The organism is Mesorhizobium sp. P2_A12, assembly GCF_056405075.1.
Genome location: NZ_JBFUCU010000016.1, coordinates 1 through 12,591, shown reverse-complemented (window position 1 = coordinate 12,591; position 12,591 = coordinate 1). Strand labels below are relative to the sequence as shown.

Below are 12,591 nucleotides of genomic sequence, written 5' to 3'. Positions count from 1 at the left end.
CACAGTGTGCTGCAGCAAGCAGAAGGAGGTTCGATGGTGAACTGACAAGATGCTGAGAAGCTGCGTGAAAGATGAGGGTAGGCCCCTCGGGATCGGCTTTCAGGAGCGGGTCTCAAACCAGCCCAAGCTGCTGTGGTAGAAGAGCCGTGGTGGTTAGCGTTGGGTCAAAAGCCGCGGACATGATCCGGGGCAGGTAGGCATCCGGAAGATGAGCGCAAGCAAACCCTTCGATGACGCGTCGTTAGAACTCTTTAATACCACTAAAACCGAGGGCATGTGGATCTCTCTGGACAAGTCCGTCGGGAGCCTGATGACTGGGCGGACAGTGGACGGCGTATAGGGGGCATGAGCCGGATGCAGGCTTTTGTGCGGAACTGCAGGAACCAGCTTTCTGATGCCAAGGGAGAAGCACAAGCGGCACACCACCGTGAGGCGAGAGTACCGATGCAGGGAACTGGGACGGATCGCCCCGTAGTAGCGTTGAAAGCCCTGTAATGGGGCCGGAGCGAAGGGGGCGGGTCAGGTGGTCGTATTTTCGAAGCAACTGGCAACAGGATGACAACGACAGATGCGACAGACAAGCCGTTTATGATCGATAAGCGGTTGGTGTACGAAGCCTACAAAGCGGTCAAATCCAATGGTGGTGCGGCTGGCGTGGACGGGCAAACGATCGAGGCATTCGAAGCCGACCTGGGGAGGAATCTCTACAGGATTTGGAACAGGATGAGCTCGGGAAGCTACTTTCCGCCACCGGGTGCGTGCCGTCCCCGTTCCGAAAAAGAGTGGTGGGGGCCAGCGGATTTTGGGTATGCCCACCGTGAGCGACAGGATCGCGCAGATGGTGGTCAAGCAGCTCATCGAACCGGAGCTCGATCAGATATTCCTGCCAGATTCCTACGGCTACAGACCGGCAAAATCGGCGCTGGATGCGGTGGGGGTGACGCGTCAGCGGTGCTGGAAATATGACTGGGTTTTAGAATTCGACATTAAAGGACTGTTTGACAACACCTCGCACGAGCTTTGCTCACGGCAGTTCGCAGGCACGTAAAGAGCAAATGGGCATTACTATACATCGAGAGATGGCTGACAGCGCCCATGGAAAAGGATGGACAGAGGATTGAACGGAACTGCGGGACTCCGCAAGGGGGCGTAGTTTCGCCGATTCTTTCAAATCTTTTTCTGCACTATGCGTTTGATCTGTGGATGAAACGGACACATCCCGACCTCCCATGGTGTCGGTATGCGGATGACGGGCTGGTGCACTGCCGGACCGAGCAGGAGGCAGAAGCCGTCAAGGCTGCGCTTCAGGCGAGGTTGGCGGAATGCCAACTGGAACTGCACCCGACGAAGACCAAGATCGTCTACTGCAGAGACTCCAAACGCAGAGGGCAACATCCGAACGTGACGTTCGACTTCCTCGGATATTGTTTCCGACCGCGCGCGGTATGGGGAACGCAAAGCGGGCGACTGTTTTGCGGCTTCACACCAGCGGTCAGTTCCTCGGCGCTGAAAGCGATGCGGGAAAAGATCAGGGACTTGCACATCCGCCGACAGACGCAGCTCTCGTTGGACGACATCGCCCGGCTGATCAGTCCGCTCCTCAGGGTGCTTGCGTGGGCAAGGCGGAAGTTCAAACGCTTTGGCAGGGGTAAGGCTCGGGCAAGTCGGTTCTTACAACGGATCGTCAAGCAGCGCACCGATCTCTTCGTGCACTGGCAACTCGGTCTGATCGGCACGTTTGCCTGATGGGAGCCGTGTGAGCTGAGAGGTTCACGCACGGTTCTGAGAGAGCGGAGGCGCGCAAGCGTCTCCGCTACTCGCCAACCGCTTCTTTTTGCGAGCGTTTGCGATGGCTTGTTGGCCGTTGATGGGCGTTCGAGCGGTATGGGCAGGACGTTGGCCGGTGGTTTCGTCGGAAAGGTGTTTGTTGGCGCGAACCCGCGCACGCCCACGAGCCGGCTGTTGCCGGTGCGACGCGCTCAGTCGCCTGCTTCAGATAGGCCAAGGTCGCGGGGTGATAGCGATCAACTCACGATAGAGTGGACCCGATTGGGTCGATCGCCCGTGAACTGGATCTTGCGGGCGCGCTTTTTGGCCGCTCGGCGGTGATCGCGCCATTCCCCAAGCCGGCGCCGCCGGCCAAGGCATCGGCTCGCTTCAGCAGGCGCACCATGACGCGTACCGGATCCCAAAGCAGGCTGCTGTCGCTCGGCTCGTGCATGAGTGCCGAAGTCACGGTGCTGTCCAGCCGCACGACCGCGCCGTCTTCGAGCTTCGCCTGCTGCGCGCCGGACATCAACACCCGATTGATCTGCTCCCAGGTCTCGGGCCGGTTCGCGCTGATCGTCTTTTGCAGCATCGACTTCTGTGGGCTCCAGGACCACGGCAACCGCGCAAAGGCACGAAATAACGGTGAACCTCGATATGGATCCTGATAGCTCAAGTGGCGGTATTGCTAGAGAAGCGCGCAACGTAAGACCGCGTCGGCAGGTAGCCTTGCCGTCCGGTAGCCTTGACACCGAACCGAACCAAGTCTCGCGCTACCAAGCCAGGCAGATCGTGGTGCTCATCCGCTTATATGAGGAGCGTCAATTCGGAACTGTTGTCAGGGTGACATCTTTGCTTTCCCTCGGCTGTTGCGGCATCCACGGTCTGAGCCCGATTGCAAGACGCGGCTCGTTGCCAAACCAGATCCAACTTATATACGGTCGCTGTTCGAGACAGCGGCACCAACATCCCGCTTGCGGCGGGCAAGGCTCAGGAGGACAAGACCATTCTAGCTTGCGGCCATTTCAGGACCATGCATATTCTCGGCTAGTCCCACCTGGATCGGCCAGGATTGATCGGGTCCTGGAAGATTTGCAGAATTCAGTTCGGCTAACGCATCAGGCGGTCTTCATGATTGCGCCCTCCATGATGACGCCGGCGCTGACGTATTTCCACAGCGCTACGAGCAGCTTGCGGGCGAGCGTAACAATCGTCGACTTCTTCAGACGGCCGCCGTTGTGTTTGACCGGTCCTGGAACCACAAGGTGAGCGCCGATCGCGGTTGATGGCGCAGCCACAGCCAGGCCGTCCGGATCAGCGTCGTTTCCCAGCCTTGGATTGCCGGCTTCCGCTACCCCCTGGTCGTGATCGACCGAGCCGCTCTGCCAGGGTCTCGGCGCGAGGCCCGCATAGGCGGCTACCTGTCGTCCGTTGCCGAAGTGACGCGACAGCCCCTCCGACTCACAAGACGGCGGCACACTCCGGCCCGATGCCCTCTCAGATCGAGCAGCATCGCCAGTGCCGGCGAGACGACCGGCAGGGCAGCAAGCAGGGCATCGCGCGCAGCTCGACAGCCTTGATCTGCTCCAGCAGCAGTTCGAGCCTGTCGAGTTCCCGGCCGACTGCAGATGTGCCGGCAAGGGTCGGCCGTCGCCGGTCTTGAGCGCCGCCAGTCGTTTGCGCCGGTCGCGGCGCAGCGGCTCATAGCCGAACACGCCTAGGCGAACGGCAGGCCTTTGATGCGGTTGACGTGACGCACGCGCTCGTTAGTCAAGGCCATCCGCTCACGCGTGATGCGGCGACGGTCCTCCTCCTCCTCCTCCTCGGGCGCCGGCATCCGGAGCATCGCACACACCCGTGGCTGCCAACGCGCGGACCAGCGCCGCACCGTCGATCTTGTCGGTCTTTGCGCGGCGGCGTCGGCGCGAAGTCGCAATCGACGCCGGATCGACCACTATCTTTCGATCCCTTCGGTCTCCAACATTGTTTGTACTGGGGACATCGCGAACAGTTTGCTATCCGAGCGAGCCAGGGGCATTGAGGTCGATGGTTCTATTTTCTGGTTGAACCAAGCGTCGAAAACGCCGTCGGCAGCGGTTGGGCGAAAGGCGCCGGATTTGCCGGCGAAGGCCCTGCACAGGCGCATAGTGTGCCAGGAGGGAGACGAAGCCATGCTGCTGAACGCGGCGGACGAGATCGTCTTTGGCATAGTCGAACGGCTCGACGGTTTCGCGATACTGGCGCTGCGAGACGCGGTAGCGGTCGAGCGGCACAGCGCCGCCAAGCGCGTCGTGCGGACGCACGGTGTTGAACAACACGACGAGAGAACGCCCACGGGACCGAGGAACGCGAGCTTCTTTATCCATGGCATCCCTGGGCCAGGCGTCGTGTTCACGTTCATGAGGTGATCGAGAAGGTTGACCGGGAGGTTTTCCGCTGCAGTCTCTCTGGCCACGCCTCCGATCGGTGGCTGGAGGTTCCGGCCTGGATGTTTGATCGCGCGGTCTGCACCGCGTGGCGCATTGCCGCTGCCCCACATGTCGATCCCAGAACGCTTGGCGTCTTGGTGACACTGCTGCAGGACGCGACGGCCAATTCCCACACCCCATCGCAATTGGAGGATTCGGGTGCAGCATCGGGTCCTCACGACGCGAATCGGGGAGAGGTCCATGCCGCGCCAGCCCACGACATATCAGTTCGATCTGTTCTCCAACCCGCACGATGCGCCGACCGCGCAGATGCCACCATGGCAGGCGCTGCCGGAAGAGACGCGCCTGACGCTGACAACGCTGATGGTGCGCCTGATCCTCGACCACGTCGACGGCGAGCGCGCCGTTCCACGGGAGGAGGCGCGCCATGATGCATGAGAAGATCCGGCCCCACCATCTGGAGCGCAAGGCGATCCTGTATGTGCGGCAATCCTCGGCCCATCAGGTTCTGCACAATCGTGAGAGCCGCGCCCTGCAGTATGCGATGCGCGATCGCCTGGTGGCACTCGGCTGGTCTTGCATCGAGACGGTCGATGACGATCTCGGCCGCTCTGCCGCAGGCGGCGTCACACGTGCCGGATTCGACCGAATGGTAGCCGAAGTCTGCCTCGGCAAGGTCGGTGCGGTCGCGGCGCAGGATGCCGGTCACCGTCGAGGCCGCGGGCGTGCCGATGCCGTCGCGGGCGATGACGCGCGCGATCTTGCGTCCACCCCAAGCCGGATGCGCTGCACGCACCGAAAGCGCAGCCGTTTCCACCTCCGGCGCGCACTAGGCCGGGCTCGATCTCGGCCGCCACGACTGCTCGGCCAGTCCTGCCTCGCCTCGCTCCGGTAGCGCGAAAGCAGCTTGTGGCCGCACGTCCGTCCGATGCCGAAGCGCCGACACAACGCGCTCACATTCGACCCCTCCGCCGAGGCCAGCCTCACGAACTCCAACTTCTGGTCCATCGCGCTTCTGTCCTTGAACGGCATCCCGAACCCCCTCGCGCACAATGCGCAAAACTGTTCGCGATGTCCTCGCACCGCTGTTCGCGATATCCCCAGTCCAAACACAACATGCGATGGATCCAGAAGCAATCGAGCCCGGCCTCCTTGATCACGATGATCGGAAAGCACTGCCTAGTCCGCGCCTGCGCCTTCCTCTTGAGCTCGGCAAATCGCGCCAGCAGTCCGGCGCCGTCGCCGGCCACCACCGAATGCTTCGACGTCTTCTCACCACTACCACGCGACAGCGAGGTGATCCACCATTTCTCGCCTCAGTTCCAATGAGACGAAGATTGCGCCAAGATCGGCACGGAGCGGTCGGCGCTTCGGATTGGTGAGTTGCAACGGGCATGCTTGCCTTCAGGGCAAGGTGTTGATTCAGCGGCCTCACTTTGTCACAGAGCAGGTCGCTATCCGCATGTCCCCCTCTGTCGGTGAGGCGGCTTGACCACTGCGCGTCTGAGGATTGCTCGGATGGACCGAGCCGATCCTCATCAAAGGAGGACGAACTGTGGCAGACTTTAGAGAAGCATTTGTCGGAATCGATATTCCGAAGGAGAAACGCGATTGCGGGGTCGGGAGGAGAAGTTCGCTTCTTCGGCGAAGGCGACGCGTCGGCCACGAGCATGCGACTGGTCATTTCAGCGGATCGCCGGTTTTTTCAAGCAGGACGGTGAAGTAGCCGGCCAACTTACGTAGTACCGCTGGCCTTCGCTTCAGCAATCATGGCCGGAATGTTTGGAAGCGCCAAGTGGCCGATCGCACGCCGATGTCCATTATCGATGTCAAATGCTGCGGCAGCCGAGCTGTTGGCGAACGCCGCCGCACCGGGTGTAAGCCGTTCACTGGTACAACGCCGTTGCGGGACGTGGAGAGACTTCGGCATGTTGCCCGAGTTGCGGCAGCCACCTCGGCGCGGGCTCAGGAGGCGCCGACAAGATCGGTTACGTTTCAGAACATTTCTCCCATCGGCTGCCGAATGGGCGGAAGCAGGGGAGGCATTGTACCATCCGCGACACCGATGGGCCGATTTCACCCACCTCGATGTTGATTTGCACCAAAGCGGGTACGCTTCACGTAGCAGCAGGAATTTTCCTCTTTTTTTTCAACGGTTAGCGATTTGGCCTCCTCCTTGCTTCTCCGGTGAAGGTATCGAGACCAGACTTTGTTGCCTAAACGCAACGGGGCTTCCCGCCCCACGGCGAATGCGCGAAAACGAGGAATGTCTGATGACACGAACGATAGCGGTCGAAGGTTTTCAAAAGCCACGGCACGGCCTTCAGCAAAAAGCCATGGCACGGCCTTCAGCGAATCGTCAGTCTCGTACGATTCGCGGGAAGTGGCGGGCATGCTGCCGAACGCAAACGAACTCGACGCGACGGTCGAGGAGCTGTTGTTGTTGTCCAGATGCGATCTGGCAAGCGGGCCGAAACCTATCCGACGGCACAAACGGACCAATGAGCATCGCCGCAATTAGCGAGATGGAGGATGCGACACCCACACGCTTCGGTGCACTAGCTCATCCGCTTCGGGACCAATTTTGAGGCAGCCGCATTCGCAACCCAGGCGTATGTAGCCAGCAGGCGGACTTTTGCACTGGGATCCGGTGACAAGGCGGAATGACAATCCAGGTCCTTCATCATGTGCGTCATATCAAACGTGAATGGAACACGAGCAGCTGAGCGGAGCAGCGTAAATTTTTCGATTACCAGAAGGAAATCAAATGCAAATGCCTATGATTGCTTGTGCCTCCGGAGTTGCTCTGAACAATGTCTGCTTCCAGGCGACCAGAGCCATCCGCGGGAGGTCAGCACACTGTCGTGAGGTGACGAAAGGCGTTGGCACAATAGTGGCCTGGAAAAACGCGAGGAGTATGGACGGGTAGGCTCCATTGGCCCTTGTCGCGAAGCAGCCAAAGGCGCTCTCCTAGGGCCACGTTTCGAGGACGCGGAGGCAGTAATCGGCCCTTCCCGCACGTCAGCGTACCCGCCGGCAGAAACCGGTCACCGTTTCTCACTTCGGCCTCTCTGGCTCGAGAAAGAGACGGCCATCAAATTGGATCCGCGCGTACTTTCAATCGGCTTCTGAAACGCAGGCTGACCGACAGCCAGCAGTCGTAGCGGACGCAAAAGTCGTTATGCGAGAGCGGTACGCATCAACAATCGCAAACCACTCCGGCAGTCCTGATCGAGAGCATGGTAAGCATCAAAAGAGGACGACACCAATGAACGGAGCCGAACTGCTTGTGTCCTCATTGGAGAACGAGAACGTACAGCAGATCTTCGGGGTGCCAGGAGAAGACATTCTCGATTTCGTTGAAGCCTTGCGGCGTTCCTCAATCAAATTTGTGGTGACGCGCCACGAGCAAGCGGCAGCATTCATGGCGGCAACGCAGGGACGGCTTACCGGCAGGCCCGGCGTGTGCTTGTCTACGCTCGGTCCCGGTGCGCTAAATCTCACTACGGGGGCAGGTTACGCCCTGCTCGGCGCAACGCCCATGATCATGGTCACCGGGCAGAAGGCGATCCTAAGCAGGAAGGAGGGACGATTCCAGATCGTGGACATGGTCTCGACAATGGCGCCGCTGACCAAGATGGCGCGCCAGATCGTCAGCCCCGCGACAATCCCGACGATCGTGCGCGAAGCGTTTCGTGTGGCGCAGCAGGAACGGCCGGGCCCGATCTATCTCGAGCTTCCAAAGGATGTCGCAGCCGAGCCTGTGGCGGCGGTTCCATCAACAGTATTGCCTCATCCGATCGATCTGCCGGTGGCGCCCCAAGAAGCGCTAGACCGCGCCGCCGAGCTGATCTTTAAGGCCGAGCGGCCACTGGTCATGTTGGGTGCGGCTGCGAGCCGGCCGCGCCTGACCGACGTGCTGTCAGATTTCGTTAGGCGCCTACAGATCCCATTCTTCAATACACAGATGGGAAAGGGCGCGGTATCGGAAGGGTCCGGACTGTTTATTGGCACGGCCGCGCTGTCGGAGCGGGATTACGTCCATCGAGCGATCGATCGCGCCGACCTCATCGTCTCGATCGGTCACGACACGATGGAAAAGCCGCCCTTCCTAATGGGGCCGAATGGGCCGGTCGTACTCCATGTGGGCTATCTGCCAGCGACCGTCGAGGAGGTATTCTTCCCGCATGCCGAAGTGGTGGGCGATGTCGGACCGAGCCTGAGATTGATCGCCGACCGTATCGAAGGAAGGCTGCCCAACGCTGATGCGCTTCTCGGACTAGGCGAGGGGATTCTGGCCAAGATCGCCGACCGGGCGGATGAAAGCCGTTACCCGCCCACACCACAGCGGATCGTCCATGATGTGCGTCAGGTTATGCCCGAGGATGGCATCGTCTGCCTCGACAACGGCATGTACAAGATCTGGTTCGCCCGCCACTACCGCACCCACGTCGCCAATACGTTGCTGCTCGACAATGCACTCGCCACGATGGGCGCGGGGCTACCCTCGGCGATTGTGGCTGCAATGCTCTATCCGGAGCGCCGCGTCCTCGCGGTATGCGGCGATGGCGGGTTTATGATGAACTCGCAGGAACTCGAGACTGCGGTCCGCCTCGGTCTCAATCTGGTCGTGCTCATCCTGCAGGACAATGCTTATGGGATGATCCGTTGTAAGCAGGCCGCACAAGGGTACAATGATTTCGGCACGACCTTCGACAATCCCGACTTCGTTACCTATGCCAAGGCCTACGGCATCGAAGGCAGGCGGATCGAGTGCCCGGACGACCTCGTGCCGACACTCGAAGCGGCATTCGCCAGCGGCGGTGTCCATCTCGTTAGCACACCGGTACACTATTCGGACAAAACAGATGTTAGATGACGATGCGAGACGGCTAATGTGTCTAGGGACGATGTACGGCCAACTGTTCGGTGCACGTGGATGCTCACTCCACGATGTCATTAGCCAGCGATACTCGTCTGACTGCATCTCTGACAAAGCCCACAAGGACGCGTGAATTCGAATGTGGCGACGATTATCATCCCGGCTTCTGTCCGCTGTGTAGGGAGGAAATCGATGTGCGGGTGCGTGCCTGTTAGACATTGTTCGATGGCAATATGCTTGTTTAGGTGGCGGTTCGCTGCGACGCTGCAGTCGTTGTGGTGGGCGCTGGACCAACGGGCCCACCGACGACCAAACTGGACGGACGTTAAGCACTCGATGTACTCGTTTGAGTATCAATTCAGGCCGTACGACAGTCTGGTCGTCCTCTGGCAACCGTGGACCTTGTTGTGTGTCCTGTGCGTCGTCCATGCGGATCACGTTTGGAGATGCAGAAAATGGAGATACCAATAGTGATCCTGGTCGGCACGCCCTATGAGCGAGGCGTCGCCCATGGAGCGCGGTTCCAAAATGAAATCGCTAGTGTCCTTGCGCGGGACGTCGGCACGCTACCGGCACCCGTGCGAGCCGCGGCGGGTAGAGGTGCCGTCATGGCATTTGAGGCAGTTCGGGCCGCATCGCCTAACACAGCCGAGGAGATAATAGGCATCGCCAAGGGTTCTGGTCAGACTGTGTCCAATCTTGTGCTGCGTAGTGGGTTCGAAATCTTCAAGCGAAACAGTGACAGTGGATGTAGTACTGTCGCACTGAAGACGAAAACGGGCGCGATTGCTGCTCAGAACTGGGATTCGCCCGTTCAGAAGCACTCGGAACTTGGCCTCTTTGTGCATTTCTCCCTCAACGGCTTCGAGTTCGCCGTTGTCGCCTCATTCGGTGGCCTTGGCTGGGTTGGGATGAACCGGCATGGTCTTGCGCTGGTCAACAGTGACCTCGTGCTCAACGGGTACGGGGACGGCATTCCAAGCCAAATGGTCCGCCGAATAGTGTTGGCGACGCCCGACGTCAAATCCGCCGCTGATGTGCTCACGGCTCTCCCGCATATGGGTGGCCGCTCCTACGTGATCGGCGACCGCAGGGGGAAGATCGTCGCCGCGGAAGTGTCGGCGAAGAGCGGTGCAACCTTCCTCCCGTCGGCAGATACCTATCTGCACACCAACAATTCGTTGCTACCCAAAGTGCGGAGTCAGGAAAATCAGAACGCCCTGAACCACATCTATCCATCGTCGGCTGCACGACTTGAGGCGCTCAACCGTGCCCTCGCTCGTGAGGAGTTGAGTGTGGGAGGGCTGAAGCGGGTGCTCTGCGACAAATCGGGAGCGCCCAATGCAATCTGCAAGACTGCGTCGGCGGACGAACCAACCGAGACAGCGTTTTCAATTATTATGGACTGCGCTCAAGGGGAAATGCATCTGGCCTCCGGTAAGCCCTCCGTCAATAGCTATCGGAAAATCGTCCTGCCGACAGTTTCCTGAAATATTGAAGGACTGGTTGCCACGATGTGTTCCCAGTTGCGCTGCTAACTCCGGGCGATCGGCGAACGATTCTGGCCCCGGAAGCCGGTAGCTCGATCCTTCGATCTGGACGTCGACCGCGTGATGAAGCAGGCGATCGAGGAGTGCGGTTGCGACAACAGGGTCGCCAAGACCGTGCCCCATTCGGTGGGGCATCGGCCGGGAGGTCACGCCGTCATAGACGAGTCTAGACCCCACCCGCTGCACAGGGCCGGGGGGTGGGACCCCGGTGGTTGAACTGCCGTCCATAGACGTTATGACCAGGTCTGAGCGGCGGCCCGCCCATAGTCTTTGCAGCTGTTAAGCAAACGGGGATTGCTCGGGGAGTGCCTGAGCCGAGCCCCAAGCGAAGAAAGGACTGGCCATGAAGCAAGATAGCGTTTTGTACGTCGGTATCGATGTGTCGCAGGCGAAGCACGCCAATGCGGTTGCCGAGGGTGGCCGCATGAGGAGGTCGGGTATTTCGGAAAGATGGAGGCTAGGCCAGCGGCGGTCGAGCGCTTCGTGCGCAAGCTGGAGAAAAAAGGCATCCTCGCCTGCATTTCTGTTACGAAGCCGGCCCGACCGGCTACGGGCTCTACCGGCAGGTCGTCGAGTTCGGCCAGCGCTGCGATGTCGTGCGCCCTCGCTGATCCCCAAGCGCCCGGGCGAGCGCGTCAAGACGAACCGGCGCGATGCGGTCAGTCTGGCGCGGCTGCTGCGGGCCGGAGAATTGAAGGGACTCTGAGTTCCAGACGCGGTGCATGAAGTGGCGCGATCTGGTGCGGGTGCCTCCGCGGCGAGCGAGGATCTGCGCAAGAAGTGCCAGCAGCTTCTGTAGTTCCTGCTGCGTCATGGCCGGGTCTTTACCGGACGCAAGAACTGGACCCGGACCCATGCCCGCTGGCTGGCGGACGTGATCACCGACGCGCAGGACCGGCTGGAGCGGCTGGATGCGCAACTGGAGCTGGTCGATGCCGCCGGTGGTGGCGGCCTATCAGGCGCTGCGTGGTGTGTCCTTCATCGTCGCCGTCACTTTCGTCAGCGAAGTCGGCGATATCCGCCGGTTCGACACTCCGCGGCAGCTGATGGCCTTTCTCGGCCTGGTGCCCTCGGAGCGCTCGACCGATGACACGGTAAAGCGCGGCGGCCTGACGTTGGCCGGCAATCGCCGCGCCCGCCGCGTCCTAATCGAAGGCGCCTAGGCCTAGCGCTATCCCGCCAGGGTGAGGGAGCCCATTCGCGTCAGGCGCGAGGGTCTGCCGAAGGCGGTGCGCGAGATCGCCTGGAGGGCGCAAACTCGGCTTTGCGCCCGCTACCGGCGCCTGCTGGCTGCGGGCAAGAACAAACTCATCGTCGTTGCAACGATCGCGCGCGAGATGGCGGCGTTCCTGTGGGCCATCGGCCACCAGGTCGAACCGGTGCGTTGAGATGCAGTACGCTTCTTCATCGAAGATCAGGATCCCGACAAGCGCGCCCCGGCGCGGGCGCCGCCGGATTGAAGGCTCTGCCCGCGCCGGATCTCCCGGCGGAAAAACCGGGCAGCACGGTGACGGGATGTGGCCACGGTGGGGAACTCCCGTCCTAACTATGTGGCCGGCATCAGCCCAACGCCCGACACTAGACAGGGATAGCCCAGGATGGATTACGGAAGTGCGGTAACCAACCCGCGGATAAGAGCTGGATCAACCGTCGTCTCAAGGCCCCATCCCGTCTCCGTGCTGCCTCATCAATGGCAAACAAAATCTGTGGCAAAAGACATGGGGCGAAAAAATGTCATCCATCATTCTTGACCACGGTCATAAGAGTTATGTGGCGGAGCCAATCGCCCGACGCCCGTCTGACCTGCCACTGAACATTCATCCAGCGGCGATTAGAGCCTTGGCCGTTTCTGTTACGCCTCTTGGCGCGGGTTGAGCAACCGGCGGAGGCGCGGAGCCTTCGATCAGCGCAGCGTCGGAGCCGGTTGCGGTGGTGACCTCGGCATAGTGGTGACCTCGGCATA

The 12,591-nt window shown here is 60.6% G+C and carries 7 protein-coding genes and 6 pseudogenes; 8 read left to right on the top strand and 5 right to left on the bottom strand.

Annotated features, from left to right (window positions below):
• The first annotated feature begins 555 nt into the window (after positions 1-555).
• Positions 556-1,746 (top strand): annotated as a pseudogene (ltrA, locus tag AC1DZU_RS27255) (group II intron reverse transcriptase/maturase).
• Positions 1,747-1,960: 214 nt separating this feature from the next.
• Here the strand turns inward: ltrA and AC1DZU_RS27250 are convergent.
• A pseudogene (locus tag AC1DZU_RS27250) lies at positions 1,961-2,571 on the bottom strand (ISNCY family transposase); the annotation flags it as partial.
• A 314-nt stretch (positions 2,572-2,885) separates the two neighbouring features.
• Positions 2,886-3,722: pseudogene (locus tag AC1DZU_RS27245) on the bottom strand (IS110 family RNA-guided transposase); the annotation flags it as partial.
• 216 nt (positions 3,723-3,938) lie between these two features.
• Between AC1DZU_RS27245 and AC1DZU_RS27240 the strand changes: the two are divergent.
• From AC1DZU_RS27240 to AC1DZU_RS27230, 3 genes are all read left to right on the top strand, one after another.
• Positions 3,939-4,175, top strand: a complete 237-nt coding sequence (locus tag AC1DZU_RS27240; RefSeq protein WP_477289747.1) for a hypothetical protein — start codon at positions 3,939-3,941, stop codon at positions 4,173-4,175.
• 261 nt (positions 4,176-4,436) lie between these two features.
• Complete coding sequence (locus AC1DZU_RS27235) at positions 4,437-4,634, top strand: hypothetical protein (RefSeq protein WP_477289746.1); 198 nt, start codon at positions 4,437-4,439, stop codon at positions 4,632-4,634.
• Positions 4,624-5,091, top strand: coding sequence for a recombinase family protein (locus AC1DZU_RS27230; protein WP_477289745.1), 468 nt, complete (start codon positions 4,624-4,626; stop codon positions 5,089-5,091). The genes AC1DZU_RS27235 and AC1DZU_RS27230 overlap by 11 nt, the downstream gene beginning before the upstream one ends.
• Before the next feature lie 217 nt (positions 5,092-5,308).
• On the opposite strand, the pseudogene AC1DZU_RS27225 reads toward AC1DZU_RS27230, so the two are convergent.
• Positions 5,309-5,585: pseudogene (locus AC1DZU_RS27225) on the bottom strand (IS110 family transposase); the annotation flags it as partial.
• A gap of 346 nt (positions 5,586-5,931) precedes the next feature.
• A complete protein-coding gene (locus tag AC1DZU_RS27220; RefSeq protein ID WP_477289744.1) occupies positions 5,932-6,126 on the bottom strand; it encodes an MmgE/PrpD family protein in 195 nt (64 codons plus the stop codon).
• A 336-nt stretch (positions 6,127-6,462) separates the two neighbouring features.
• Here AC1DZU_RS27220 and AC1DZU_RS27215 point away from each other — a divergent pair, with 336 nt between their 5' ends.
• From AC1DZU_RS27215 to AC1DZU_RS27205, 3 genes are all read left to right on the top strand, one after another.
• Positions 6,463-6,717, top strand: coding sequence for a hypothetical protein (locus tag AC1DZU_RS27215; protein WP_477289743.1), 255 nt, complete (start codon positions 6,463-6,465; stop codon positions 6,715-6,717).
• A 747-nt stretch (positions 6,718-7,464) separates the two neighbouring features.
• A complete protein-coding gene (locus tag AC1DZU_RS27210; RefSeq protein WP_477289742.1) occupies positions 7,465-9,075 on the top strand; it encodes an acetolactate synthase large subunit in 1,611 nt (536 codons plus the stop codon).
• A gap of 449 nt (positions 9,076-9,524) precedes the next feature.
• A complete protein-coding gene (locus tag AC1DZU_RS27205) occupies positions 9,525-10,568 on the top strand; it encodes a C45 family autoproteolytic acyltransferase/hydolase (protein WP_477289741.1) in 1,044 nt (347 codons plus the stop codon).
• Positions 10,569-10,649: 81 nt separating this feature from the next.
• Here AC1DZU_RS27205 and AC1DZU_RS27200 read toward each other — a convergent pair.
• A pseudogene (locus AC1DZU_RS27200) lies at positions 10,650-10,748 on the bottom strand (ATP-binding protein); the annotation flags it as partial.
• A gap of 223 nt (positions 10,749-10,971) precedes the next feature.
• Here AC1DZU_RS27200 and AC1DZU_RS27195 point away from each other — a divergent pair.
• Positions 10,972-12,016: pseudogene (locus AC1DZU_RS27195) on the top strand (IS110 family RNA-guided transposase).
• Positions 12,017-12,591: the final 575 nt, after the last annotated feature.